The 23,572-nt window shown below is 67.5% G+C and carries 29 protein-coding genes and 1 tRNA gene; 11 read left to right on the top strand and 19 right to left on the bottom strand.

All coding sequences use genetic code 11. The annotated features are described in order from the left end of the window. Nucleotides 1-26: 26 nt before the first annotated feature. Genes E6C70_RS15000 through E6C70_RS14975 form a run of 6 tightly spaced genes read right to left on the bottom strand, consistent with a single transcriptional unit; the run spans nt 27 to nt 2,653 of the window. Nucleotides 27-290 (bottom strand): GlsB/YeaQ/YmgE family stress response membrane protein, encoded by a 264-nt coding sequence (locus E6C70_RS15000; RefSeq protein ID WP_136425314.1) that lies wholly within the window; start codon nt 288-290, stop codon nt 27-29. Nucleotides 291-345: 55 nt separating this feature from the next. Beyond that, complete coding sequence (locus E6C70_RS14995) at nt 346-960, bottom strand: hypothetical protein (RefSeq protein WP_136425313.1); 615 nt, start codon at nt 958-960, stop codon at nt 346-348. 37 nt (nt 961-997) lie between these two features. Then, nucleotides 998-1,573: an Asp23/Gls24 family envelope stress response protein gene (locus E6C70_RS14990; RefSeq protein WP_136425312.1), complete on the bottom strand. Its 576-nt coding sequence runs from the start codon at nt 1,571-1,573 to the stop codon at nt 998-1,000. Beyond that, a complete protein-coding gene (locus E6C70_RS14985) occupies nt 1,570-1,974 on the bottom strand; it encodes a hypothetical protein (RefSeq protein ID WP_136425311.1) in 405 nt (134 codons plus the stop codon). Before E6C70_RS14985 ends, E6C70_RS14990 begins: the two co-directional genes overlap by 4 nt. Beyond that, nucleotides 1,974-2,162 carry a DUF2273 domain-containing protein gene (locus E6C70_RS14980; RefSeq protein ID WP_136425310.1) on the bottom strand — a complete coding sequence of 63 codons (189 nt, stop codon included), beginning with the start codon at nt 2,160-2,162 and terminating at the stop codon, nt 1,974-1,976. The genes E6C70_RS14985 and E6C70_RS14980 overlap by 1 nt, the downstream gene beginning before the upstream one ends. Then, nucleotides 2,159-2,653, bottom strand: a complete 495-nt coding sequence (locus tag E6C70_RS14975) for an Asp23/Gls24 family envelope stress response protein (RefSeq protein ID WP_136425309.1) — start codon at nt 2,651-2,653, stop codon at nt 2,159-2,161. Before E6C70_RS14975 ends, E6C70_RS14980 begins: the two co-directional genes overlap by 4 nt. Nucleotides 2,654-2,819: 166 nt before the next feature. Between E6C70_RS14975 and E6C70_RS14970 the strand changes: the two genes are divergently transcribed. Genes E6C70_RS14970 through E6C70_RS14960 form a run of 3 tightly spaced genes read left to right on the top strand, consistent with a single transcriptional unit; the run spans nt 2,820 to nt 4,374 of the window. After that, nucleotides 2,820-3,383 carry an RNA polymerase sigma factor gene (locus E6C70_RS14970; protein ID WP_136425308.1) on the top strand — a complete coding sequence of 188 codons (564 nt, stop codon included), beginning with the start codon at nt 2,820-2,822 and terminating at the stop codon, nt 3,381-3,383. Beyond that, nucleotides 3,380-3,973, top strand: coding sequence for an anti-sigma factor (locus E6C70_RS14965; protein ID WP_136425307.1), 594 nt, complete (start codon nt 3,380-3,382; stop codon nt 3,971-3,973). Before E6C70_RS14970 ends, E6C70_RS14965 begins: the two co-directional genes overlap by 4 nt. After that, the gene (locus E6C70_RS14960; protein ID WP_136425306.1) at nt 3,970-4,374 is read left to right on the top strand and encodes a hypothetical protein; all 405 of its coding nucleotides are present in this window, start codon (nt 3,970-3,972) and stop codon (nt 4,372-4,374) included. The genes E6C70_RS14965 and E6C70_RS14960 overlap by 4 nt, the downstream gene beginning before the upstream one ends. An 89-nt stretch (nt 4,375-4,463) precedes the next feature. On the opposite strand, the gene E6C70_RS17255 is transcribed toward E6C70_RS14960, so the two are convergent. Next, nucleotides 4,464-5,231 (bottom strand): hypothetical protein, encoded by a 768-nt coding sequence (locus E6C70_RS17255; RefSeq protein ID WP_328590862.1) that lies wholly within the window; start codon nt 5,229-5,231, stop codon nt 4,464-4,466. A 99-nt stretch (nt 5,232-5,330) separates the two neighbouring features. Here E6C70_RS17255 and E6C70_RS14950 point away from each other — a divergent pair, with 99 nt between their 5' ends. Beyond that, nucleotides 5,331-6,110 carry a tyrosine-type recombinase/integrase gene (locus E6C70_RS14950; protein WP_328590861.1) on the top strand — a complete coding sequence of 260 codons (780 nt, stop codon included), beginning with the start codon at nt 5,331-5,333 and terminating at the stop codon, nt 6,108-6,110. Between the two features lie 73 nt (nt 6,111-6,183). Here E6C70_RS14950 and E6C70_RS14945 read toward each other — a convergent pair. Next, a tRNA-Ser gene (locus E6C70_RS14945) sits at nt 6,184-6,273 on the bottom strand. Nucleotides 6,274-6,357: 84 nt separating this feature from the next. Between E6C70_RS14945 and E6C70_RS14940 the strand changes: the two genes are divergently transcribed. From E6C70_RS14940 to E6C70_RS14925, 4 genes are all read left to right on the top strand, one after another. Then, nucleotides 6,358-7,512: a N(5)-(carboxyethyl)ornithine synthase gene (locus tag E6C70_RS14940; RefSeq protein WP_136425303.1), complete on the top strand. Its 1,155-nt coding sequence runs from the start codon at nt 6,358-6,360 to the stop codon at nt 7,510-7,512. A gap of 95 nt (nt 7,513-7,607) precedes the next feature. Then, on the top strand, nt 7,608-9,026 hold the full coding sequence (gene radA / locus E6C70_RS14935) for a DNA repair protein RadA (protein ID WP_136425302.1): 1,419 nt from the start codon (nt 7,608-7,610) through the stop codon (nt 9,024-9,026). Between the two features lie 212 nt (nt 9,027-9,238). After that, nucleotides 9,239-9,847, top strand: a complete 609-nt coding sequence (locus tag E6C70_RS14930) for a hypothetical protein (protein WP_136425301.1) — start codon at nt 9,239-9,241, stop codon at nt 9,845-9,847. A gap of 13 nt (nt 9,848-9,860) precedes the next feature. Beyond that, on the top strand, nt 9,861-10,622 hold the full coding sequence (locus tag E6C70_RS14925; protein WP_136425300.1) for a PspA/IM30 family protein: 762 nt from the start codon (nt 9,861-9,863) through the stop codon (nt 10,620-10,622). A gap of 62 nt (nt 10,623-10,684) precedes the next feature. Here E6C70_RS14925 and E6C70_RS14920 read toward each other — a convergent pair whose 3' ends face one another. The 4 genes from E6C70_RS14920 to E6C70_RS14905 form a co-directional block, all read right to left on the bottom strand. Next, entirely contained in the window at nt 10,685-11,092 is a 408-nt protein-coding gene (locus E6C70_RS14920; RefSeq protein ID WP_136425299.1) for a RidA family protein, read from the bottom strand. Between the two features lie 29 nt (nt 11,093-11,121). Further along, nucleotides 11,122-11,580, bottom strand: a complete 459-nt coding sequence (locus E6C70_RS14915; RefSeq protein WP_235833553.1) for a dehydrogenase — start codon at nt 11,578-11,580, stop codon at nt 11,122-11,124. 47 nt (nt 11,581-11,627) lie between these two features. Next, nucleotides 11,628-12,275, bottom strand: coding sequence for a hypothetical protein (locus tag E6C70_RS14910; RefSeq protein ID WP_136425298.1), 648 nt, complete (start codon nt 12,273-12,275; stop codon nt 11,628-11,630). A 72-nt stretch (nt 12,276-12,347) separates the two neighbouring features. Beyond that, complete coding sequence (locus E6C70_RS14905; protein WP_136425297.1) at nt 12,348-12,851, bottom strand: amino-acid N-acetyltransferase; 504 nt, start codon at nt 12,849-12,851, stop codon at nt 12,348-12,350. A gap of 77 nt (nt 12,852-12,928) precedes the next feature. On the opposite strand from E6C70_RS14905, the gene E6C70_RS14900 reads away from it, so the two are divergent. Then, nucleotides 12,929-13,510 (top strand): hypothetical protein, encoded by a 582-nt coding sequence (locus E6C70_RS14900; protein ID WP_136425296.1) that lies wholly within the window; start codon nt 12,929-12,931, stop codon nt 13,508-13,510. Nucleotides 13,511-13,560: 50 nt separating this feature from the next. Here the strand turns inward: E6C70_RS14900 and E6C70_RS14895 are convergent, their stop codons facing one another. The 3 genes from E6C70_RS14895 to E6C70_RS14885 form a co-directional block, all read right to left on the bottom strand. Then, a complete protein-coding gene (locus tag E6C70_RS14895) occupies nt 13,561-13,773 on the bottom strand; it encodes a three-helix bundle dimerization domain-containing protein (protein ID WP_136425295.1) in 213 nt (70 codons plus the stop codon). A 96-nt stretch (nt 13,774-13,869) separates the two neighbouring features. Beyond that, a complete protein-coding gene (locus tag E6C70_RS14890) occupies nt 13,870-16,398 on the bottom strand; it encodes an ATP-dependent Clp protease ATP-binding subunit (RefSeq protein WP_136425294.1) in 2,529 nt (842 codons plus the stop codon). A 116-nt stretch (nt 16,399-16,514) separates the two neighbouring features. Beyond that, nucleotides 16,515-16,937, bottom strand: coding sequence for a hypothetical protein (locus tag E6C70_RS14885; RefSeq protein WP_136425293.1), 423 nt, complete (start codon nt 16,935-16,937; stop codon nt 16,515-16,517). Between the two features lie 45 nt (nt 16,938-16,982). On the opposite strand from E6C70_RS14885, the gene E6C70_RS14880 reads away from it, so the two are divergent. Next, on the top strand, nt 16,983-17,960 hold the full coding sequence (locus E6C70_RS14880; RefSeq protein ID WP_136425292.1) for a pirin family protein: 978 nt from the start codon (nt 16,983-16,985) through the stop codon (nt 17,958-17,960). Nucleotides 17,961-18,011: 51 nt separating this feature from the next. Next, nucleotides 18,012-19,553, top strand: a complete 1,542-nt coding sequence (locus E6C70_RS14875; protein ID WP_168770977.1) for a glycosyltransferase family 39 protein — start codon at nt 18,012-18,014, stop codon at nt 19,551-19,553. A 10-nt stretch (nt 19,554-19,563) separates the two neighbouring features. On the opposite strand, the gene cls is transcribed toward E6C70_RS14875, so the two are convergent. The 4 genes from cls to E6C70_RS14860 form a co-directional block, all read right to left on the bottom strand. Then, the gene (gene cls, locus E6C70_RS14870; RefSeq protein ID WP_136425290.1) at nt 19,564-21,027 is read right to left on the bottom strand and encodes a cardiolipin synthase; all 1,464 of its coding nucleotides are present in this window, start codon (nt 21,025-21,027) and stop codon (nt 19,564-19,566) included. A gap of 9 nt (nt 21,028-21,036) precedes the next feature. After that, nucleotides 21,037-21,228 carry a hypothetical protein gene (locus E6C70_RS14865; protein WP_136425289.1) on the bottom strand — a complete coding sequence of 64 codons (192 nt, stop codon included), beginning with the start codon at nt 21,226-21,228 and terminating at the stop codon, nt 21,037-21,039. Nucleotides 21,229-21,240: 12 nt separating this feature from the next. Beyond that, nucleotides 21,241-21,387: a hypothetical protein gene (locus E6C70_RS16770; RefSeq protein WP_168770976.1), complete on the bottom strand. Its 147-nt coding sequence runs from the start codon at nt 21,385-21,387 to the stop codon at nt 21,241-21,243. Between the two features lie 128 nt (nt 21,388-21,515). Next, nucleotides 21,516-23,564: a PTS fructose transporter subunit IIABC gene (locus E6C70_RS14860; protein ID WP_136425288.1), complete on the bottom strand. Its 2,049-nt coding sequence runs from the start codon at nt 23,562-23,564 to the stop codon at nt 21,516-21,518. Nucleotides 23,565-23,572 lie beyond the last annotated feature (8 nt).

The following is a 23,572-nucleotide window of genomic DNA, read 5'->3' as shown; positions in this document are numbered from 1 at the left end:
GTCAGGGCTTCGGATGAGAGGCGAGGTCAGGCTCGTCTGCGGTTGACGATCGCGCCGTAGATGAGCAGGACCAGGATGGAGCCGCCGATGGCGAGGAGCCAGGTGCCGAGGTTCCAGAAGTTCTGCAGCCCGACGTTGAACAGGGCGCTGCCGATCAGGCCGCCGAGGAGGGCGCCGACGACGCCGAGCAGGAGGGTGATGAGCCAGCCGCCCCCTTGCTTGCCGGGGAGGATGAGTTTGGCGATCGCACCGGCGATCAGGCCGAGGAGGAGGAATCCGAAGAAGCCCATGAGGTGATCCGTTTCGTTTGGCAGGGCCTAGGTGGCGGTGGCTGGGTCCGCGGGCTTAGCCGAGGCCCTTGTCGTGGGCGAGGCGGGCGCGCAGGCCGGAGTGGATGGAGAGGTAGGTCGGGATGGACTCCCCGGTCAGGACGGTGAGGTTGTTCAGCAGGTGGTCGACGTCGTCGGCGAGCTCCCTCGGGGAGGTGTTCTGCCGGGGTGTGACGCTGAGGTGCATTACCGGCGTCTTTCGGATGCGGTGGGCGCTGACGGAGGAGAACAGCACATCGGGTCGTTTCCCGAGGGTGTGTCCGAGGGCATCGGAGGTGAATGCGGAGTCCACGATGATGGCACCGTTATCATCACCGACACCGCGGGAAGTTCGCAGGACGGTAGAGGTCCGTCCGCCGCCGAGCCGGGTCAGCGCGGCGATCAGGATGATGATGACAATCAGGAAGATCGCCAGGCTGATCACGGCCACCCAGCTGACGGTGGTGTCGGCGATGCGGGTGTCGGCGATGGCCTGATCCAACCACCGTCGGGTAGCCTGACCGCCATCGGTCCACCAGGTGCCCCATTGCGGGACGGTGGTGGCGGCGATGACGGCGGCGCCGAGGGCGAGCAGGATCAGACCGAGGATGAACAGGCCGGTCCTGTTGGCGAAACGGTTGGTGGCATTCATGCCGGGTTCTCCTTGCGGTGGGTCGCGGGGGCGCTCATCAGCTGACCCGTTCGCGTTTGTCGACCCGCACTCGGGTGCTCACCTTCGGGGTGAGCTGGTAGCCAGCCAGTTCGGTGTCCATGACGGAGCGGATGGCGGCCTCATCCAGGGTGAGCCTGCCGCCGGGGCGGAGATCGGCTTGGACGGTGCGGTGGGTGACGCTGACAGTGACCTGGTCGCGGGACAGACCCGTCTGTTCGCAGATGCGGTTGGCGATTGCGGCGGCGATGACACCGTTATCGACGACGACGGCCCGGTCGTCCCAGACCATTTCGTGTTTGGCCAGCCGGCCCGGCGTCAGGGCGAGCACGATCAGGATCAGGCCGAGAATGGCCAGCACCACGCCGGCGGCGATGACGCCTGCCACCGGTTGCAGGGTGGGCAGTTTGGCTAGGGAAGTTCCCGCGTCAGTGGGGGCGAGCAGCAACGCGGGACGGGTGAGCATCGCCAGGATGATTTCGGTGCCGGCGTAGGCCAGGCCGAGGATCAGCAGGATGACCACGATGATCACGGCGGTGGTGCGGGGGGAGTGGGTTTCGCGGCGGATGATCCGCCGGTAGGGGGCGCTGCTCACAGCACACGCTTCCTTTCGCTGATCTCGGCGCCATCGATGCGGATGTTGACCCGCACCACCGGCCGTCCCATGATCTGGGTGGCGCGGTCGCGGATGGTGGCCTGTGCGGCGGTGAGGCGGTCGATGACGGACCCGCCGGCGTGGATGGCGGCGTCATCGTCCAGGTCCGGCACCGGAAGCGGGGAGCGGACCTGGAGGGCAAGCCCACCGCCGCCGGCGGCGACGGTGACGCTGAGCTTGTCACGGGACACGCCCAGGGTTTCGGCGGTGACGACTTCCGCGACCCGGCCCAGCGCCCGTTCGGCGACGGTGATCCGGCCGGGGTGCAGCGGCTGCCCGGGGGCGGCGGTGTTGCCGCCCCCCGTCGCCGCCTCGGACGTGCCGTCGGTGGGTGCGTCCATTAGGAGGTCCGCTTGCCGCTGAACGCATTGGCGACGCCGCGGATGTCCAGCCGGCCTTCCGCGAATCGTCCCACCAAGGCCCCGATCAGCATGAACAGGGCTACGAGCAGGAATCCCCAGAAGCCGAACACCAACGCGCTCACGGCCAGGATGGCGCCGACGAGGATGCCTACGACGGTGCTGGTCATGACACGCGCGATTCTGTGTCCTTGTCGTCATCGTCGCTGGGCAGGTGCACGTCGTTGACGGCCACGTTTACCTCGACGACCTGCAAGCCCACCAGGGTGCTGATGGCGGAGCTGACCGCGGAGCGCACGCCGGAGGCTACTTCCTGGATCGGCATCGGGTACTCGACCACGATGGTGATGTCCGCGGCGGCCTGCGTGTCGCCGACCTCGACCTTGACGCCCTGGGAGAGGTCGTCGGCGTTGATCACGTTGCGGATCGCGCCGAGAGCGCGGGCGCCGCCGCCGCCGAGGGCGTACACCCCACGGACCTCGCGGGCCGCGATTCCGGCGACCTTGGCAACGACACCATCGGCGATGGTGGTCTTGCCGCCGCTGCTGCTGCCCTCACTCGGTGCGGGCGCTGGCCGGGAGGACCGGTCCACCCGGGAGGTGCTCAGACCGGTCGGTACCGGGGCGGGGGTGGAAGGGGTTGAGAACTCTGTGTCAGCCATGTTGACTCCTCGTACATGTTCATGGTGATACGAGGGGCCAAGCCGGCCGTTTCGCATCGGAGCGAAGATGTCGCTCTACAGATAGGACGCCTCCGAGCATGGATCCGTCACAAAAAAGATTCAGACGAAGTGAACCGATGACAGTGCCCCATTCGCTCAGGCTCCGATGAGCGTCGATCTGAACGCCGATCTGAACGCCGTTGACGACGCCGTCCTGGTCGAACGTGCCACCGACGGCGACACCGCCGCGTTCGAGGTGATCATCCGCCGCCACGGGCCCCTGATGCGCTCCTACGCGTACCGCATCTTGCGGTCGGAAGCGGATGCCGATGACGTTGTTCAGGACGCGTTCTACACCGCGTGGCGGCAGCTCTCCGAGATCCGCGACCCGGCCGCGGTACGGTCCTGGCTGATGCGGATCGTCAGCCGCACCGCGTTCACTCACCTCCGCCGCCGGCCCGCCACCGAGACCGACACGCTGCTCCACCTGGCGGTCGCGACCACGCCGGATCCTGAAACCGCGGCGATCCGGAACGCGCAACTGGATGCTCTCTCAGGCGCGCTTGACAGACTTCCCGAGGATCAGAAGCAGTGCTGGCTGTTGCGGGAACTGGTCAGCTTGAGCTACACCGAGATAGCGCAAGAACTGCACCTGACCCCCGGAGCGGTCCGCGGCAAACTCGCCCGGGCCCGCGCTAGCGTCGCGATCGAGATGGAGGAGTGGCGATGACCGAGATCACACCCACCGTCCTGGATTGCGGCAAAACTCTCGACGAACTCAGCGACTACCTCGCCGCCGACCGCACCCCGTTCGACGCGTCCATCGAAACCTGCCCGGAGTGCCTCAACGCCCTCGAAGCGCTTGAGCGTCTCGGGCAACTCTCCCGCGACCTGCTCGAACACGAAGCCGAACAACTCCCGCCCGTATCCGAGGCGTGGATTCAAACCATCATGACCAGCATCAGCCAAGAGATGCGCGCCGGCCGGTCCCTGCCGCTAGCTCACCCCGATCCGCAGGTGCAGTTGAGTATCACCGAGGGAGCCATCCGCTCCCTCGTCCGCGCAACCGGTGACAGCATCGACGGGATCCTCATCGGACGGTGCATCCTCGATGGCGACGTGGAAACCCCCGGCGCCCCCATCCACCTAACAGTGTCGGCGAGCATCGCCTGGGGCAACAGCGGCCCCGAACGGGCCGACCTCGTCCGCACCCGGTTGTACGCCGCGCTCCGGCAACACACCGACCTGAACATCGCCGGCATCGACATCACCATCGAGAACATCCACGACATCCCCCTGCGGGCACAGGAGATCTCATGACCAACCCCACTCCACCCACCAGCGGCATGCTCACCGGCGATGAACCATCCCACGTCCTGGACGAGATCGCTCTCACAGCCCGCATCAGAGCGACCCCCGGCGTCATGGACGCCTACCGGCCCGCCACCCCTGCTGCCCTCCCCGCCGTCCTGAAACCGATCATCGCCCTACCCGGTGCCGTGATCAACATCATCACCGACACCATCCAAACCGCCCCGCCCAGCGTCGTCGCCATCAACACGGCTGGCGGCCACCCCACCATCACCACCCAGATCGCCATCGACCGCGACGGCCATGCATCCCAAACCGCGACCGACGTCGCCGACACCCTCCTCACCCTCGCCCGCGACACCGGTCACCCCGACGCCACGATCACCGTCGAAATCGCACGCATCGCCTAAGCCAGCCGGCACCCGTCCAACCGGTCGTCGGCCGGGATAGCGCTGCGGCGACAGTGTGGGCTCGCTCGACCGCGCCGTCCTTGGACAAATCATCCGGGTGGCGACTCGCATGCTGATACCGTCCAGCATTTTGCCCGGCATTGTTCGAAGTGTCGTATGGGCGTGGTGTCCAGTAGAAAGTGACTCGTCGCACGCGGGCAGCATCGACGATCGGCCAGTCGCGCGCGAAAGCGAGCGCCGATCCGGAACTTGGTTGCATGAGACCGAACATCGATAAGCGAGTTTCCTATGAACGGCAGCGTCTTCAACGCGAACGAGGCGCCATTGCCCTCGCAGTACGCAACCAGGCTCGAGCCGCCGAGCGGCGCGCCGCCGACGCGGTCGCGGCTCTCGAAAAAGATTGGGGCAGCCGCGCCAGCGCCCTGAAGACGCTGAGCGAGGCCGGAAGGTCCCTCCGACGTCTCCAGCGTGAAGTGGACGAGCTGCGGTCCCAGCGAGACGATCTCGTCGACTCGCTCCGTGCCGCCGGAGAAAGCTGGAGTTCGCTTGCTTACCTCAGTGGACTCAGTCGACAGGCGCTCCTGAAGCGCCGCCGCAATGTTGATGGTCAGAACTAGGGTCACGTCATGGGAAGCATTCATGCTTACGAGACGGCTTCCGGGAAGCGATACCGGGTTCAGTACCGAACGCCCGAGCGCGACCAGACCGGCAAGCGCGGCTTTCGCACCAAGCGCGACGCGGAACTGTTCCTGGCATCCGTCGACGTGGCCCAGGCCAGAGGCGAGTTCATGGATGCTCGCGCGTCGCGCATGACGATCACAGCTCTCGGCGCTGAATGGCTTGTCAACCAACACCACCTGAAGCCCTCATCATTGCGACCTGTCCAAGTCGCATGGCGACTACATGTTGAGCCGAAGTGGGGCGATCGTCGCGTCGGCGAGATCCGACACTCGGAGGTGCAGAGCTGGGTCACGGCGTTCACGCGCGGCGATGGCAAGACCCGGTCGGCAACTACTGTGCTTCGCGCCTACGGAGTTCTCGCCAGCATCCTGGACGTCGCGGTCAAGGACCGCCGCATCCCCTCCAATCCCGCCCGCGGCGTGAACCTGCCTCGCCGAGTCCGGAACAAGCACAAGTACCTCAGCCATAGTCAGGTCGGCGTTCTGGCCCAGAACGCCAAGAAGCACAGCACTCTGGTCCTGTTGCTCGCGTACACCGGACTGCGCTGGGGCGAGGCGGTCGCCCTCCACGTCGGCGACGTCGACCTGGACCGGCGACGCGTGTACGTGCACGAGAACGCGGTGGAAGTCGCCGGCACCATCCACGTTGGAACCCCCAAGACCGGGGAGTCACGTAGCGTGCCGTTCCCGCCGTTTCTCACCCCACTGCTCACACCTCTCACGGAGACGAAGACGCCCGCGGACCTTCTCTTCGGAGACGGGACCACCTACCTTCACCAGCCGGACCGGCGACGCGGTTGGTACGTCTCCGCCGTCGCACGATCGCAGACGTCCGACACGGAGTTTCCCCGAGTCACGATTCACGACCTCCGACACACGGCCGCCAGCCTCGCCATCAGCGCCGGCGCGAACGTCAAAGCCGTGCATCGAATGCTCGGCCACTCGTCCGCGGCGATGACGCTGGACACCTACGCGGACCTGTTCGACGACGACCTCGACGCCGTTGCCATCGCCCTTGACGAGGCTCGGAGCAACTCAAATGTAGTCAAAATGTAGTCAGACGGGCATCTGCCTGACTAACAAACGCCCCGCATCCCGAGTGTTTACAAGGAATCGCGGGGCGTTTTCGTGGCGGTACCGGTGGGATTTGAACCCACGGTGGACTTTCACCCACACAACTTTTCGAGAGTTGCACCTTCGGCCGCTCGGACACGGTACCGAGAGGGAGTTTAGTTGAGCGCGCAGGACTTCGCGAATCGTCCCGACCGACCCGGGCGAGCAGCGGTGGCGTAACGTCGGCAGCATGAGCACCGATCCTCTACTGCGCCTCGGCGTGCTGGCCACGTCACGCAAGCCCGATGAGAGGCGGCTTCCGCTGCATCCGTCGCATCTCGAGCGGATCGATGAGGACATCCGCGCCCGCATGATGCTCGAGACGGGCTATGGCGAGCGCTACAGCGTGACGGATGACGAACTCGCGTCCCTCGTCGGCGCTGTGGCCGACCGCGCGACGATCATCGCGGAAGCCGACGTGATCGCGTTGCCCAAGCCGCTCGCATCCGACCTCGAGGAGCTGCGCGACGGACAGGTGCTGTGGGGCTGGCCGCACTGCGTGCAGGATCCGGAGATCACCCAGCTGGCCATCGACAAGCGGCTCACGCTCATCGCGTGGGAGGCGATGAACCACTGGCAGGCGGATGGCGGGTTCGGGCTGCATGTGTTCCACAAGAACAACGAGATGGCCGGATACTGCTCCGTTCTGCAGGCGCTGGAGCTGTGCGGATCGACCGGCGACTACGGGAGGCGGCTGAATGCGGCCGTCATCGGGTTCGGCGCGACCGCCCGGGGTGCGGTGACCGTGCTGAACGCCCACGGCATCCACGATGTGCGTGTGCTGACCAACCGCGACACCGCGGCCGTCGGCTCGCCCATCCCGTCGATCGACATCATCCAGATCGAGACCGATCCCGACAGCCCCGACGAGAGCATCGTGAACACCGAGGAGGGCCCGGTGGCCCTCGCGCCGTTTCTCGCCCGTCACGACATCGTCGTCAACTGCACGCTGCAGGATCCGAATGCGCCGCTCACCTACCTCCGCACCGCCGACCTCGACGCCTTCCGGCCCGGCAGTCTCATCGTCGATGTCTCGATCGACGAGGGCATGGGCTTCGAGTGGGCGCGGGCGACCACGTTCACCGGCCCGATGTTCACGGTCGGGCGATCGACGAATTACTACGCCGTCGACCACAGCCCCTCGTACCTGTGGAACTCGGCGACCTGGGAGATCAGCGAAGCGCTCATGCCGTTCCTCCGTACCGTCATGGAGGGTCCGGAGGCGTGGGCCGGGTCCGAGACCATCCGCCGCGCGATCGAGATCGAGGAGGGGCGTGTGCGCAACGAGGCGATCCTCCAGTTCCAGAACCGCTCTCACGACTACCCCTATCCGAAACTCGGTTGAGCCCGGGCTCCTCCTCATCGTGGCTGACGGCGGCCCATCCGGATGGCGGCGGAGCGCCGCCCGGCGGTGTCGGCGGCCGCGGTTAGGCTCGCAGCATGGCTCGAACCGTCAACGCGTATCGCTGCGTCGAATGCGGGTGGACCACCGCCAAATGGGTGGGTCGCTGCGGCGAGTGCCAGCAGTGGGGCACGGTGACGGATGCCGCTGAGCAGCCCGGCGCCAACGCCCGCGCGGTGAAGCCGGTGCTCGTGTCGGCCGGCCGCACCGCACGTGCCATCACCGACGTGACGACCGAGAGCGTGACCCGCTGGCCCAGTGGCATCGGCGAGTTCGATCGCGTGCTCGGCGGCGGAGTCGTTCCGGGCGCCGCGATCCTGCTCAGCGGTGAGCCGGGCGTCGGCAAGTCCACGCTCCTGCTCGAGGTCGCCGCGCGTGCGGCATCCACCGGCCAGCGCGTGCTCTATGTGAGTGCCGAGGAGTCCGTCAGCCAGGTGCGCATGCGTGCGGGCCGCACGGGTGCTCTCGTGCCCGACCTCTTCATCGCGGCCGAGACCGATCTCGGCACCATCCTCGGACAGGTCGAGGCGATCGAGCCCCGGTTGCTCATCGTCGACTCGGTGCAGACCGTGTCGAGTGCGCTCTCCGACGGCCTCGCCGGCCAGCCGGGGCAGGTCCGCGAGGTGGCCGCAGCGCTCGTGCGACTGGCGAAGGACCGCGAACTGCCCGTGCTGCTCGTCGGACACGTCACCAAGGACGGCTCCATCGCCGGCCCGCGACTGCTCGAGCACCTCGTCGACGTGGTCTGCCACTTCGAGGGCGACCGGCAGACGGCGCTACGCTTCGTGCGGGCGCTGAAGAACCGGTTCGGCCCGACGGATGAGGTGGGTTGCTTCGAGATGACCGGCGACGGCATCGTGGAGGTGCCCGACCCGAGCGGCCTGTTCCTCAGTCGCTCGGCCACGCCAGTCTCCGGAACGTGTGTGACCGTCGCCCTCGAAGGACGCCGTGCGATTCCCGTCGAGGTGCAGGCGCTGGTCGTCGAGTCGACGGGTCCGCAGCCGCGCCGGGTGGTCAACGGCGTCGACCCGTCGCGGGTCGCCATGATCCTCGCCGTGCTCGAACGGCGCGCCGGACTGAAGGGCGTCACGGCGCACGACGTCTACATCTCCACGGTCGGCGGCGTGCGCCTGACCGAGCCGGGAGCCGACCTCGCCATCGCGGTGGCTATCGCATCCGCCATCAGCGACCGTCCCGTGTCGCATGAGTTGACCGCCTTCGGCGAAATCAGCCTGGCCGGCGAGATCCGTCCGGTGTCGGCCGCCCGCCAGCGCGCATCCGAAGCCCGCCGTCTCGGTTTCGCGCAGGTGCTCGATGCCGAGGTCGGCAGCGTGCGCGCGGCTCTCGATCGCCTGCGGATGGCCGCCGGCGCGCCCGTCGTCGACCTTGCCGCGGCCGCGAAGCGCCGGGCTGCGCAACGCGAGGAGTGGGATCGGGACTTCGACCGATCATTCTGAGGGGCGCGGCGCCTGAATCTCCGAATTCGGCGGGAAGGATGACGGCGACCGCTCGGTGGGCGTAGATTGCGTTATATCGCGTTTCATCGAGAGAGTGGGGAAGCGGCAATGGTCGACTCCATCAGGCTTCGCGCGGGTCTTCTCGGCCCGGCCGCCGGCACGACACGGGCGGGCGCTGCACCCCGCCGGCCGGGTCTCTCGGGGTGGTCGAGATGACCACCCTCCTCTGGATACTCGTCTCGTTGGCCGCCATCTGCACGATCTCGGTCGTCACGGTCCTGCTCGTCGTGAGGACGATCTACCGGCGCATCCGTCGCAGTCGCACCCTGAATGGTGTCGCGCTCCGGACGCGGGCCGGACTCAGCTGGGGTCCGCAGCGCAGGGTCCTCGCGCTGCGGGTGAGACTCGCCGACTCTCTCGATAGCGGGCGAGCCGCTCTCGACCTCGCGGGCAGGCGAGACGGCCTGAGCGGTGAGCTTCCGCGGCTCTACCGCCGCATCCAGGCCGAGAGCGACGTGCTGGACGCCCACCTGCGATTGATGGAGACGGAGACCGACGCGTCGGAGCTCGCGCAGCAACTGCCTGAGGCCACACGTCGTGTCGCGCATGTCACCGAGCTGGTGGGGCGTCTCCGCGGCGCCGTGACCGCAGGCCTCACGGGCCTCGCGGATGACAGCCTCAGCACCCTGCGCACCGAAGTCGATCGTGAGGTCACAGCACTCCACGCCGGGGTGCAGGAGATGAGGACGCTCCGCCGCTTCGACACGTATGCAGACCCGATCCGACCGCCGTCAACCGACAGCATCACTCCGTCCAGATAGGGGGGACCATCTCATGAGCACCAACACGTCACGAATGCGCACCATCTTCCGCAGCAAGACCACCCAAGCGCTGGACCGCATGGAGGACCCGCGCGACACGCTCGACGACAGCTACGACCAGCAGGTGAAGCTGCTGCAGCATGTGCGCAAGGCCGTCGCAGAGGTCGCGACCGCCAAGAAGCGGATAGAGCTGCAGGGTCAGGAGATGGGTTCGCGCTACCAGTGGTTGGCCGATCAGGCCCAGGAGGCGATGCGCCAGGGTCGCGAGGATCTCGCGCGGGCGGCGCTGGAACGTCGCTCACTGCTCGAGGGCCAGGTCGCGAAGCTCAAGGATCAGTACGCGTCGCTGCAGAACCAGACCGCCCAGTTGCAGGAGCGTGAGCGGCGCCTCACCGAACAGGTCGCAGCTTTCCGCATCGAGAAGGAGACCATCAAGGCCACCTACTCGGCCTCCGCAGCGCAGGTGCGGGCGAATGAGGCCGTCGCAGGCATCGGCAACCAGATGCACGACATCGGCGGCAGTCTCGACCGGGCACGCGACCGCGTCACCCAGATGCAGGCGCGGGCAGCGGCCACCGACGAACTGCTGGCCAGCGGCGCGCTCAAGGACCTCACCGCAGCGCCGGATGCCGACATCGAACGTCAGCTGTCCGCCCTGGCGACATCGGCGAACGTCGACCGCCAGCTGCAGGCCATGAAGGACAGCGGCGAGGCGCCCGGCCGAGCACGCTCTGGCAGCTCGCCCGACGGGTGGCTGAGCATCGGCGAGCGCTGATCCGACGCGCCGGTGAAGGTTGGCGCGAGCCTGTCCCTGCGGACGCGTGACGCCACCCCGACTCAGTCGGCGAGTGCGGCGATCGCCTCGATCTCGACCAGCTGGCCGTCGTAGCCCAGGACCGTGACGCCCAGCAGTGTGCTGGGGACGTCATGGTCTCCGAACGCCTCACGCACCACCTGCCATACGGTCGACAAGTCCGCTCGCTCATCCGAGGCCACCAGGATCCGCGTGCTGACGACATCCCGGATGCCCGCGCCCGAGTCGGAGAGAGCCTGCGCCATGGTCCGCAGGCAGGCGGCTGCCTGACCGGCGTAGTCCCCCGGCGCCGCGGTCGTTCCATCGACGTTCAGAGGACAGGCTCCCGCCAAGAAGATCAGGCGCGTTCCGGCTGCCACGACGGCCGCGCTCGCGTACTCGGTCGACGCCGACGGACTCGTCGCGTGGATCAACTGCACAGGATGGGGCACGCGTCGATCGTGCCACATGAGAGACGCCGTCAGGCGTCGAGCGCTCGGAGGATCTCCGCAGGTGTCGCCTGCATTGGGTGCGGGCCGGCGATGTCGAGGAACACCGTCGTGATGATCTCGGCGTTGGCTCCCAGGAACGCGCGCAGCCAGGACGGCGACTGCAGCCCGACGGATGGCGGGAGGTTGGCGGGCTTATTGCGGGCGTCGCTGAACAGGAGCAGCGCGAGCTCGCCGGTCTCGGGCGAGCGGTAGGTCCACACCTCACCGGCGTCGAGGGGGTTGTCGCGGGGGCCCGGCTTGACCAACGGGACGACCGTGTTGCCGTTGCGGAGCGCGAGGGCGACCGCCGCCATGTCCTGGTGCTCCAGCGCCTCCGCGAGCGCCTGCGACCGGAACCGCGCGGCCACTCCACCGCTCGCACCTCGCCCGGTCGAGCCCGATCTCCTACCCGACGCGGATGCCATGACCCCAGCGTATCCGGCGGGCATGGGGCATCCGTCGCCGTTCGCGTCCGGCCGAATGCGCGGGAGAGACCTCAGTCGAGGATGAACTGCGCGGACGCGCTCTTCACACCGTCGACGGAGACCGTCAGGTGGTAGGACGCCCCTGCGGCCGTCACCGCGTCGCGAGCGGTGTCGCAGGTGTCGGCGGCCGACCGGGTGCGGTCCCACGCGATGGGTGCTGCCGAGCTGATCGGCACTCCCGGCTTGAGAGTGACCTCAGCGTCGACGGCGCCGGTCTGGCAGTCGGTGGACACCCAGTACTTCTCGGTTCCACTCGTGATGGTGAACACCTGCTTCGAGGTGCCCGCGTTGAAGACGCACGCCTTCGTCCCGTTGTTGACGATGCTCAGGGAGAGTTGCGGGTTCTCCCCGGCGGCGTAATGGTCGTGGTCTGTGATGGCGGTCACCTGCACGTTCGACGGTTTGCACGCCGCACCGGCGGCATCCGTCTTCTCCGTGGGGATGGTTGTCGCAGCCGTGGTCGCCTTCGGCGAAGCCGTGGACGACGAACTCGTCACGGACGATGCAGTCGGATTCGGCTCGCCGGAGCTGGAACCGGGTCGCACGATGATGAGGAAGATGACGACGATCACGGCCGCGATGCCGAGACCGACGATGAGGCGCCGGCGCCAGTAGACCTTTTCGGACTGAGGGCCGACGGGATGCTTGAGCGTCGACATACCCACAGGGTAGGTGCGGATGCCGACGGTGCCGCTGAAGTCACCGGCGGTTCGTGCGACTGCCTACCGCGCTCAGAACCGCTTGAGCATCCGCGTGTTGCCGAGGGTGTTCTGCTTGACCCTGGCCAGGTCGAGGAACTCGGCGACGCCGTCGTCGTGCGAGCGGACGAGCTCGGCGTAGACGGCGGGATCGACGGTCTCCTCGCCCATGTCGACGAATCCGTGACGCTCGAAGAAGGGCACCTCGAAGGTCAGGCAGAACAGCCGCGACAGCCCCAGAGCACGGGCATCCGTCTCAAGGGTCTCCAGCAGAGCGTGACCGACCCCGCGCCCGAGCCAGTCGTCCGCGACGGCGAGCGTTCGGACCTCGCCGAGGTCCTCCCACATCACGTGGAGCGCGCCGGCGCCGATGAGGTCGCCCGCCTCGGTGACCGCCACCCGGAACTCCTGTACGGCCTCGTAGAACACCACGCGCTCCTTGCCGAGCAGGATGCGCCGACGCACGAGCGGCTCGATGAGCGCCGCGATGGCGGGCACATCAGCGGTGCGCGCAGTCCGAATCGAAAACGAAGACACCCGGCAAGGGTACCGAGCCCGGCGGTAGCGTTGAATCAGCGCGTCACGTCCACGGGGCGCCGATGAGAGGAGCTTCGATGGCTGCGAAGAAGGCGGAGAAGGCTGCCGACAAGGCGTTGTCCGCGGCGAAGGATGCCGTGAACGACGCCAAGAAGGCGGTGCGCAAGCTCGACAAGGCCGCCCGCAAGAAAGCTGATGCACTCGACAACAAGCTCGCGACGCTGAAGAAGGACGCCGCCAAGACCGTGAAGCGCGTGAAGCGCCGCGCCGCAGCGGTCGAGGAGGCCGAGCGGGCGGCGAAGGCGCATCGCAGCTCGGAGAAGCGTGGTCGCGCTGAAGCGCAGGCCCCCGCCCAGCGCGCGGAGGCCCAGTCCGCCGCGCGCGCCGCTGCCGCCCGGGTCCGCCAAGAGTCCGACACGATCGAGCCCCTGCAGCCCAGTGGAGCCGATTCGGCCAGCCGGCCCGAGCCCACCACGCCCGCTCCCGCTCCGAAGGTTGCCCCGCGGAAGCCGCGAGCGGTCCGACCGTCTGTTGTCGACGCGCCTGCAGCGCCGGAGCCTAGCTTCCGCGAGCTGCGCGGACGTGCGCAGTCCGAAGGCGTCCCGGGGTATTCACGCATGAACAAGGCGGCTCTCGCCGAAGCACTGGGACGCGGCTGACGCCCGCGTTCACGGGCTGATCGCGCCCGCAACATCACCGGGCGCGTGCTTCAGGCCTTGGCGAGCGCCTTGACGCGCTTCTTGGCGCTCTTCTCGACCAGCACCGGCACGAAGTCGCGCACGGGCTTTCCGTTGAACTCGAGATGCTCCTCGGTCACGATCTTCTCGATCGTGGTGCGCTCGACGCCGGGGTACTTCTCCGCGAGACGGTCGACGACCTCATTGATCGCCCGCTCTTCGGTCTTCTTCTCGCGCTCCTGCATGATGTGCAGCATACGGGAGCAAAGCGAACGGAAACGTGCAGGTGCATGGAGAAGGGGCCGGATGCGCTCAGCATCCGGCCCCTCAGTCTCCACGCGTCAGTCGCTGGTGATGGCCAGGTCGGGCGTCACCGATCCCGCGCCGACCGAGGCTCCGGCGGCGACCCCCGCACCGGCGGGCAGCTCGCGGCGAGAAGTGGTGAACACGAACTCGCTGTCGACGAAGTCGACGTGCACGTGGTCACCGGAACCCAGTTCGCCGTGCAGGATCTTCTCGCTGAGGCGATCCTCGATCTCGTGCTGGACGGCACGACGCAGTGGCCGGGCTCCGAGGGCCGGGTCGAAGCCGACCTCGATGAGTCGCTCCTTCGCGGGGACCGTGAGCTCGATCGTCATGTCGCGGTCGAGCAGGCGGTCGCTGAGTCGCTTGATGAAGAGGTCGACGATCTGCAGCAGCTCGGGCTTGCTCAGCTGCGGGAACACGATGATGTCGTCCACACGGTTGAGGAACTCGGGCTTGAAGTTCTTCTTGAGCTCCTCGTAGACCTTTCCGCGCATGCGGTCGTAACTGGTCTGCGTGTCGCCCTCCATCTGGAAGCCGACCGGGCCGCCCGAGATGTCCTTCGTGCCGAGGTTGGTGGTCATGATGATGACCGTGTTCTTGAAGTCGATGAGGCGGCCCTGGCCATCCGTCAGTCGTCCCTCCTCCAGGATCTGGAGGAGCGAGTTGAAGATGTCGGGGTGAGCCTTCTCGATCTCGTCGAACAGCACGACGCTGAACGGCTTGCGGCGCACCTTCTCGGTGAGCTGGCCGCCCTCCTCGAAGCCGACGAAGCCGGGAGGGGCTCCGAACAGCCGTGAGACGGTGTGCTTCTCGCCGTACTCGCTCATGTCGAGGGCGATCATGGCCGCCTCGTCATCGAACAGGAACTCGGCGAGCGCCTTGGCGAGCTCGGTCTTGCCGACGCCCGTGGGGCCGGCGAAGATGAACGATCCCGAGGGACGCTTGGGGTCCTTGAGGCCGGCGCGCGTGCGGCGGATGGTCTTGGAGAGAGCCGCGATGGCCTCCTCCTGACCGATGACCCGCTGGTGCAGCGCCTTCTCCATGAAGACGAGTCGCGAGGACTCCTCCTCGGTGAGCTTGAACACCGGGATGCCGGTGGCCTGGGCGAGCACTTCGGCGATCAGACCCTCGTCGACGACGGCGGTGGTCTTGACGTCGCCCGACTTCCACTGCTTCTCGAGGCGCAGTCGCTCGCCGAGCAGCTGCTTCTCCTCGTCGCGGAGGGAGGCGGCCTTCTCGAAGTCCTGCTCCTCGATGGCGGTCTCCTTGGCGGCCCGCACGACGGAGATCTTGTCGTCGAACTCGCGCAGCTCGGGCGGGCTCGAGAGGATCGAGAGGCGCAAGCGTGCGCCGGCCTCGTCGATCAGGTCGATGGCCTTGTCGGGCAGGAAACGGTCGCTCACGTAGCGGTCGGCCAGGTTGGCCGCGGCCACGATGGCGCCATCCGTGATGGAGACCTTGTGGTGCGCCTCGTAGCGGTCGCGCAGCCCCTTGAGGATGTTGATCGCGTGGGGCAGGCTCGGCTCGGCCACCTGGATGGGCTGGAAGCGGCGCTCGAGCGCGGCATCCTTCTCGAAGTGCTTGCGGTACTCGTCGATGGTGGTCGCACCGATCGTCTGCAGCTCACCACGGGCGAGCAGCGGCTTCAGGATGCTGGCGGCGTCGATGGCGCCCTCGGCCGCTCCAGCGCCGACGAGCGTGTGGATCTCGTCGATGAAGACGATGATGTCGCCGCGGGTGCGGATCTCCTTCGTGACCTTCTTCAGGCGCTCCTCGAAGTCACCGCGGTAGCGGCTTCCGGCGATGAGCGAGCCGAGGTCGAGCGAGTAGAGCTGCTTGTCCTTGAGCGTCTCGGGAACGTCGCCCTTCACGATGGCCTGCGCGAGACCTTCGACGACAGCGGTCTTACCGACGCCGGGCTCTCCGATGAGGACCGGGTTGTTCTTGGAGCGACGGGAGAGGATCTGCATGACCCGCTCGATCTCCTTCTCGCGCCCGATCACGGGGTCGAGCTTGCCCTCGCGGGCGGCCTGCGTGAGGTTGCGGCCGAACTGGTCGAGGATCTGCGATCCACCCTGGGTCTGCTGCTGCTCGTTGGCCCCGCCGACCTGCACCTGCTCCTTGCCCTGGTAGCCCGAGAGCAGCTGGATGACCTGCTGGCGCACACGGTTGAGGTCGGCGCCCAGCTTCACGAGCACCTGGGCGGCGACGCCCTCGCCTTCGCGGATGAGGCCGAGCAGGATGTGCTCGGTGCCGATGTAGTTGTGGCCGAGCTGCAGGGCCTCGCGGAGGCTGAGCTCGAGCACCTTCTTGGCGCGCGGGGTGAAGGGGATGTGACCGGTCGGCTGCTGCTGGCCCTGACCGATGATGTCCTGCACCTGCTCGCGCACGGCGTCGAGCGAGATGCCGAGCGACTCGAGCGCCTTGGCTGCCACTCCCTCGCCCTCGTGGATGAGGCCGAGCAGGATGTGCTCCGTACCGATGTAGTTGTGGTTGAGCATCTTGGCCTCTTCCTGGGCCAGGACGACGACGCGACGAGCTCGGTCGGTGAATCTTTCGAACATCTTCTACTCCTCTCGGCTCCGCGGGCGGATGCGTCGCCGATACATCGAGAGTAACGAGCGGTCGCCACCGTTTCGCCCGTGTTCGCCCTCGGCGCACCGTCGCCGTGAGCGCTCCCTCAGGGGCGGATGGCGGGCAGCGTGATCGTCGGCTTACCGGTGAAGCGGATGCTCACGTCCGAGGTGGTGCTCACCTGCTCGGGCGTCGTGAACACCGTGGTGTGCGGCACGTAGTCGGCCGTGCACACCTTGTCGTCGGGGATCTTCTCCACGGTCGCCTGCAGGGAGTTGGACGCACCCACGATCATTCGGCTGACGATGGGCGGGCATCCGCTGCTGCCGAAGAGGGTGATGGCGATGCGCTTGCCGTCGCCGAGCCATGCGGCGAAGGGCTCCTCGGCTGTCGGCAACCCGGTGACGCCCTTGGGTGGGCCGGCGTAGTCCTCGAGGGCGTTGCCTCCGCTTCCCGAAGAGCACGAGGAGAGGACGAGGGCGACGGATGCGGCCAGCGCGAACGCGGCGACAACATTCCGGCGAGGCATACCTCACCCTAACGTCCCGTTCCCGACGGCAATAGGATGCGGTTCATGAGCAACCTCGAGAAGGATCCGGCGGAGCTCGTGCTCGGAACCACGCCCGAGTCCGACCGGCCGGACGTGGTCGAGGTGCTCACGGCGCGCGAGGTTCCGCTCGGCGGGGCGCGCGCGATGCTCGTCCACCGCACCCTCCCCCAGCGCGGTCGACCGACCATCGGGGCGTGGTGCTTCGCCGACCATTACGGCCTCGGGGACGGCGCCGCTCAGCCGATGGTCGTGCCCCCGCATCCGCACACCGGTCTGCAGACCGCGAGCTGGCTGTTCTCCGGCGAGATCGAGCACCGCGACAGCGTCGGAAGCCTCAGCCTGGTGCAGCCCGGGGCGCTCAACCTCATGACCGCCGGCCGCGGCATCTCGCACTCGGAGGTGTCGCAGGCCGCTTCCGGCACCCCGCACGGCGTGCAGCTGTGGATCGTGCTTCCCGATGACGCGCGCCACTCCGAGCCGTTCTTCGAGCGGCGGGGGGCCGTTCCGGTGCAGGTCGGAGACGCGTCACTTCAGGTCTTCGCGGGCACGTTCGCCGGGGTCGGGCCCGACGCATCCGTCTTCACTCCCCTCGTCGGCGCGCAGGTCGACCTGCCGCCGTTCGGTTCCACCGAACTGAGCCTCGACCCGACGTTCGAGCACGGACTGCTCGTGGACGCCGGCCCGCTCCGCGTCAACGGCGTCGAGGCGGCCGTCACCGAGCTCGCCTACCTGTCTCCCGGTCGGGTGTCGGTTCACCTGTCCGCCGGAGAGTCGGGCGCGCGGGCACTCCTGCTCGGGGGCGCGCCGTTCGAGGAGCGCTTCATCATGTGGTGGAACTTCATCGGTCGCACGCACGAGGAGATCGTGGCGTTCCGATCCGAGTGGCAGGGGGACGTTATCGCGGGCGCGGACCCGTACGGCCCCTTCGGCGAGGTCGACTACGACGGTTCCCCTCTGCCCGCCCCGCCGATGCCGACGGTGCGCCTCAAGCCGCGCTCCTGACCCCCGAACGCGGGCGCCGCGTTCGGCCTCATGCGGGATAGGTTGGGCGCCATGGCCGCTGTCAACGAGCGATCCCGTCAGCGGGCGGCAGAGGTCACAGCCATCGCGCTTCCGGCCTCTGTTATGGCGGTCATGGCTACCTGGTCGGCTGTCCGGATCCCACTGTGGCGCGACGAGGTTGCGACTCAGTCGTTCGCGGTACTCGATGGCGGCGATCGAGCCGCAGCCCTCTCTCACGTCGACGCTGTGTTCAGGCTCTATTACTGGCTCGAACATCTGGCCATCATCGGGATTCCCTCTCCCTTGGGCCTGCGTTTGGCATCGGTGATCGCAGCGGTCGGGACGGTGGTGATCGCAGGCCTCCTGGCGAGGAAGTGGTGGGGCACGCTGGCGTCACTGGTGACGGGGTTCGTACTCACCCTGAATCCGTTCGCGGTGCAGATGGCAGCCACCGCGCGACCGTATGCGTTGGCATGCTTCTTCGTCGCCCTCGCGGCATTCGCCATGGATCGCGCCACCCGAGCCGAGCGGTCGCTCGCCTGGTGGCTCGCGTATGCCGTCTCGATCGGCCTGGCGGGTGGCATGCACCTCTTCTCTCTGCTGAGCATCGTGCCCCTCGCGTTCCTCCTGCTCGGTGCGTCGCGTCGAAGAGTCCTGTCCTGGCTCCTGTCAACGGTTCTCGCAGTCGCTGCCCTCGCGCCGATAGCGGTCGTCGCCTACGGCCAGCGAGGACAGGTGTCGTGGATTCCTCGCCCGGACGTCCGTCGTGCTCTCGGCGCTCTCGGCAGTGCCATCGTCAACCGGGGAGACTCGCTGTTCAAGCTGCCAGAGGCTGTCGCTCTGGGCCTAAGCGTCGTCGCACTCGGCGTCGGGCTCGTCGTGCTCTTGCGCCAGCCGCGGAGCCAGGCCCGAACGCTCACGATCGCTCGGTATGGTTTCGCGGTCGGGCTTTTCGTAGTGCCTTGGGCACTTCTGCTGGTGTACTCGCTGCTCGCAACACCGTACTTGCGGACGGCCTATCTTCTTCCGGCCGTCTTAGGTCTCGCCCTGGGATTCGGCTTCTGCGCCGATGCCTTCCGTCGATTCAAGGTCGGACGCGACAGCTGGATAAGATATGCATTTGGAGCCGCCCTATGGCTGCTGCTCATCGTGCCCGTCACGATCGGCGCTGCGACAACGTTCGATCTCCTTCGAGCCAACTGGTGGGTAGATGACTTTCCAGGAATCGCCCACCTCGCGGCCGAGCGGGTGGAGCCCGGAGATCTGCTTGCGATCGTCCAGACGCCGAGCGAAACGGGGGTGGCTGCGGGCTTCGCGAACCAATCGGGAGATGGAGACCTCCAGCGGACGACGCGACAGCGATTGCTCACGGGCAATCAGCCGCTGGTTGACCTCCGCGAGGTCGTCTCAGTTCGCCCTTTCGTGACGACGCGGGCCAGCAGAACGGCAGACGGGACGATGTGGATGGTCTTCACCCGCGGCGACCGTGACATCGCGAAGTCGCGTCTCGCGGACGACGGGCACACATGCTCCGTCACCGGGGACGATGTCCAGTTCGGGCTCCTCCGCCTGGCTCGATTCGAGTGTCGGTAACCTCCGAGGGCTACTGCAGGGCGCTGGTGAGCCGGGCGAGGTTGTCGAGAACGGTCGACCGCAGCGGCTGCTTCTTCCACGCATCGAGCGTGAGCTCCTTGCTCACGGCCCGGTATCCGTCCTCCACCTGTCGCATGTCGTGCACGAACGACTTGCCGCGCACCAGGAGGGAGACCTCCATGTTGAGGCCGAACGAGCGCATGTCCATGTTGCTCGACCCGATCACCGCGACGTCGTCGTCGATGGTGAAGTGCTTTGCGTGCAGGATGTACGGCGACTTGTACATCCAGATGCGGACGCCCGCACGCAGCAACGCCTCGTAGTACGAGCGCTGGGCGTGCCAGACGAGCGCCTGGTCGCCGATCTCCGACACGAACAGGTCGACGGGCACACCGCGCTGCACCGTCGAGGTGATGGCGTAGAGCATCGCCTCGTCCGGCACGAAGTACGGGCTCGTGATGACGACCCGTTTCTGGGCGTTGTAGAGCAGCGCCAGGAACAGCCTGAGGTTGTTCTCGTTGACGTAGCCCGGCCCGCTCGGCACCACCTGGCATTCCAGCCGGCGCGGATCCTCCACCGACTCGAGTGTCTCCACCTCCTTCTCGAGGAGCTCGTCCGACTCGATGAACCAGTCGGTGATGAAGATGAGGTTGAGGGCGTCGACCACCGGGCCCTCGATGCGGGTGACGAGCTCCTGCCACTTGAGGCCGCGCTTGATGTTGACGCGCTTGTTGTAGCTGCGGTCGATGACGTTCTGCGATCCGATGAAGGCGCTACGTCCGTCGACCACCAGGATCTTGCGGTGGTTGCGCAGGTCGATGCGCTGGTTGTTTCCCTTCAGCGGCTGCACCGGGAGCATGAGGTGCCACTCGGCTCCCATCGCCGTGAGCCTCTTGAGCGTGGCCTTGTATTCGCGGGTGCGCGAGGACGCCCAGTGGTCGAGGAGCACCCGCACCTTCACCCCGCGACGGACCGCGGCCTCGAGTGCGTCGAAGAAGGGGTACGTGGTCTGGTCGCAACTGAGGATGTAGAACTCGACGTGGACGTACTTGGTCGCCTTGCCGATCTCGGCGGCCATCGCTTCCAGCGAGTCCTGGTAGTGCGGGATGAGACTGGCGGTGTTGCCGTCGATGATCGGCATCGCCGACAGATTGGTCGTCAGCTCCACGACGGATGCGAACCACGGCGGCCACTGCGCGTTGCTCTGCCGCCCCTCCGGCACGTCGGAGTTGTCTCGGATGAACTGGTTCATCTCGAGCTGCTTCTGCCGGCGCTTGCGCGGCAGTTTCGGGTTGCCGATGAGGAGGAACAGCAACACGCCGACGTACGGCAGGAAGAAGATCGCCAGGAGCCACGCCGTCGCCGCGGTGGGCCGACGGTTGCGCGGAATGATGATGATGGCCGCTATGCGCACGCCGAGATCGATCAGGAAGAGCGTGACGACGATGATGAGGGAGACGTCGGACGGATCCACGGCCGCTGCCTAGGTCGCCGGCTTGTCGCGGGCAGGCTGCTCGTGGCCGAGCTTGGCTCGCTCCTCCGCTTCGATCTCGCTGTACACCTTGCGCTCCGTGCGATCGGAGCGGATGAGGGCGCGCATGATGTACCAGAAGAGCAGCCCGACCAGCACGGTCGGGGTGATCGACCAGAGCGCGTTGAGCCAGAAGTCGTCCATCGTGGGATCAGCTTACTTGGACACGATGCCGATGATGCCCGAGACGATCATGTAGACCGCCACGCCGCCGACGATGAGCCAGATGGCGAGTCGGCCGTTCGACACGCGCCTCTTGTCGGGTTCCGGCTCGAGCTCTTTCTTGGGCAGATAGTCGTTCATGGCCGCATCAGGCTAACCCATCGCGCTGGAAACCGCTGCCACGGGGACGGGACGGATGCGGAGCCGCCCGGACGGAGCGAGCGAGGGGCCGACCGATCGCTCGGTCGACCCCCCTCGGCGTGAGACGGTCAGGCCGGCACGGGCATGGCAGCCGGCGCGACGGCTCCGGCATCCGTCGTCGACACCGTCTCGACCGGTCGGCGTCGTGCCCACTTCTTGAGCGCGACCACGGCGAGTGCCGACACGACGGTTCCGGCGAGGATGGAGAGCACCCACATGCCGAGGTTGCCGATCGCGAAGAACACGAAGATGCCACCGTGCGGCGCCTGCGAGGTGGCGCCCGTCGCCATCGAGAGCGCGCCCGTCGTCATTCCGCCGAGGATCGACGCGGGGATCACGCGCAGCGGGTCGGCCGCCGCGAACGGGATCGCTCCCTCGCTGATGAAGGACGCGCCCAGCAGCCAGGCCGCGTTGCCGTTCTCGCGCTCCACCTGGGTGAAGAGTCCGCGACCGAGCACGGTCGACGCCAGGGCCATAGCGAGGGGCGGCACCATGCCGGCACCCATGACCGCGGCCATGATCATCCATGGAGTCTGGTCGTTGATCGAGCCGGCTCCGAGTCCCGCCACAGCGAACGAGTACGCCACCTTGTTGACCGGGCCGCCGAGGTCGAAGGCCATCATGAACCCGAGGATGAGTCCGAGCAGTACGATGCCGACGCCCGACAGGGAGTTCAGCCAGTCGGTCAGGCCGGTCATGAGCACGGCGATCGGGCCGCCGAGGATCACCAGCATGAGACCCGACGCGAAGATCGACGCGAGCAGGGGGATGATGACCACGGGCATGAGGCCGCGCAGCCAGCGCGGGGCGGGGATGCGTCCGATCCAGTACGCAGCCGCACCGGCGAGGAGGCCTCCGACGAGACCGCCGAGGAAGCCGGCGTTCATGATCAGCGCGACGGCACCGACCGTGAATCCGGGCGCGATGCCCGGACGATCGGCGATCGCGTAGGCGATGTAACCGGCGAGCGCCGGCACGAGGAACCCGATGGATGCCGCGCCGATGACGAAGGCGACCGCCCCGAGGTACTCGCCGAGGCCGCCGGACGGCAGGTTCCACAGCGCGTTGCTGAGCACGATCTTGCTGGCGTTGTCGGTGATGTCGTAACCGCCGAGCAGGAAGCCGAGGGCGATCAGCAGACCACCACCGGCGACGAACGGGATCATGTAGCTGACACCGGTGAGCAGCCAGCGCTTCACGCGGGCACCGACGGATTCGTTCGCCGCCGTGGTCGCTCCCGCGGTGGCCGCACCTCCGGCGCCGGCTGCGACGCGAGGCGCGGACGGGTTGTTCGCCGCGGCGACGGCCTCGGCGATCATCTCGTCCGGCTCGTCGATGCCGCGCTTGACGGGAGCCTGGATGACGGGCTTCCCGGCGAACCGCGCCTTGTCGCGCACGTCGACGTCGACCGCGAAGATGACGGCGCCGGCGCGCGCGATCACGTCCGGAGCGACGGGGGTGGCGCCGGCGGAGCCCTGCGTCTCGACGTGCAGCTCGACACCGGCACGATCAGCGGCGGCCACGAGGGCGTCGGCCGCCATGTAGGTGTGTGCGATGCCCGTGGGGCACGCGGTGATCGCGATGAGCGATGGGCGTGCGGCGGATTCGCCATCCGTCGCGGCCGTCGCCGTCGCTGCCGCAGCAGCGCTCTGCGGGGCGCCCTCGGCGGGAGCGTCCAGCGCGCCCCGCACTATCGCGACGACCTCGTCGGCGCTGGCCGCGCTGCGGAGGGAGTCGTTGAAGTCGGGCTTCATGAGTGAGCGGGCCAGTTGGGCGAGCAGTACGAGGTGGGCCTGGTCGGCGCCGTCGGGCGCGGCGATCATGAAGACGATGTCGGCCGGGCCGTCGCCGGCGTCGAAGTCGACCGGCGGCTTGAGGCGAGCCATCGCCAGGCTCGCGACGGAGACGGAGGTGGACCGGCAGTGCGGGATCGCGATGCCGCCGGGGATTCCGGTAGCCGACTTCTCCTCGCGCGCCCAGGCGTCGGCGGCGAGGCCGGCCGCGTCGGCGCGTCCGGCATCCGCGATGCGCTGCGCGAGCGCGCGGATGACGTCCGATCGTTCGGGACCGAGGTCCTCGTCGAGCACGACGAGGTTCGATTGGATGAGTTCACTCATGGGGTTGC

This window comes from Orlajensenia flava (assembly GCF_004801905.1).
Lineage (GTDB): Bacteria > Actinomycetota > Actinomycetes > Actinomycetales > Microbacteriaceae > Orlajensenia > Orlajensenia flava.
Note: the sequence above shows the minus strand (reverse complement) of the source record. Positions and strands in the feature narration are given on the sequence as shown.

Coding starts and splice junctions, on each gene's coding strand:
- E6C70_RS15000 (WP_136425314.1), bottom strand. CDS start 290: ATGGGCTTCTTCGGATTCCTCCTCCTCGGCCTGATCGCCGGTGCGATC.
- E6C70_RS14995 (WP_136425313.1), bottom strand. CDS start 960: ATGAATGCCACCAACCGTTTCGCCAACAGGACCGGCCTGTTCATCCTC.
- E6C70_RS14985 (WP_136425311.1), bottom strand. CDS start 1,974: ATGGACGCACCCACCGACGGCACGTCCGAGGCGGCGACGGGGGGCGGC.
- E6C70_RS14980 (WP_136425310.1), bottom strand. CDS start 2,162: ATGACCAGCACCGTCGTAGGCATCCTCGTCGGCGCCATCCTGGCCGTG.
- E6C70_RS14975 (WP_136425309.1), bottom strand. CDS start 2,653: ATGGCTGACACAGAGTTCTCAACCCCTTCCACCCCCGCCCCGGTACCG.
- E6C70_RS14970 (WP_136425308.1), top strand. CDS start 2,820: ATGAGCGTCGATCTGAACGCCGATCTGAACGCCGTTGACGACGCCGTC.
- E6C70_RS14965 (WP_136425307.1), top strand. CDS start 3,380: ATGACCGAGATCACACCCACCGTCCTGGATTGCGGCAAAACTCTCGAC.
- E6C70_RS14960 (WP_136425306.1), top strand. CDS start 3,970: ATGACCAACCCCACTCCACCCACCAGCGGCATGCTCACCGGCGATGAA.
- E6C70_RS14940 (WP_136425303.1), top strand. CDS start 6,358: ATGAGCACCGATCCTCTACTGCGCCTCGGCGTGCTGGCCACGTCACGC.
- radA (WP_136425302.1), top strand. CDS start 7,608: ATGGCTCGAACCGTCAACGCGTATCGCTGCGTCGAATGCGGGTGGACC.
- E6C70_RS14930 (WP_136425301.1), top strand. CDS start 9,239: ATGACCACCCTCCTCTGGATACTCGTCTCGTTGGCCGCCATCTGCACG.
- E6C70_RS14925 (WP_136425300.1), top strand. CDS start 9,861: ATGAGCACCAACACGTCACGAATGCGCACCATCTTCCGCAGCAAGACC.
- E6C70_RS14915 (WP_235833553.1), bottom strand. CDS start 11,580: ATGCCCGCCGGATACGCTGGGGTCATGGCATCCGCGTCGGGTAGGAGA.
- E6C70_RS14910 (WP_136425298.1), bottom strand. CDS start 12,275: ATGTCGACGCTCAAGCATCCCGTCGGCCCTCAGTCCGAAAAGGTCTAC.
- E6C70_RS14900 (WP_136425296.1), top strand. CDS start 12,929: ATGGCTGCGAAGAAGGCGGAGAAGGCTGCCGACAAGGCGTTGTCCGCG.
- E6C70_RS14895 (WP_136425295.1), bottom strand. CDS start 13,773: ATGCAGGAGCGCGAGAAGAAGACCGAAGAGCGGGCGATCAATGAGGTC.
- E6C70_RS14890 (WP_136425294.1), bottom strand. CDS start 16,398: ATGTTCGAAAGATTCACCGACCGAGCTCGTCGCGTCGTCGTCCTGGCC.
- E6C70_RS14885 (WP_136425293.1), bottom strand. CDS start 16,937: ATGCCTCGCCGGAATGTTGTCGCCGCGTTCGCGCTGGCCGCATCCGTC.
- E6C70_RS14880 (WP_136425292.1), top strand. CDS start 16,983: ATGAGCAACCTCGAGAAGGATCCGGCGGAGCTCGTGCTCGGAACCACG.
- E6C70_RS14875 (WP_168770977.1), top strand. CDS start 18,012: ATGGCCGCTGTCAACGAGCGATCCCGTCAGCGGGCGGCAGAGGTCACA.
- E6C70_RS14865 (WP_136425289.1), bottom strand. CDS start 21,228: ATGGACGACTTCTGGCTCAACGCGCTCTGGTCGATCACCCCGACCGTG.
- E6C70_RS16770 (WP_168770976.1), bottom strand. CDS start 21,387: ATGAACGACTATCTGCCCAAGAAAGAGCTCGAGCCGGAACCCGACAAG.
- E6C70_RS14860 (WP_136425288.1), bottom strand. CDS start 23,564: ATGAGTGAACTCATCCAATCGAACCTCGTCGTGCTCGACGAGGACCTC.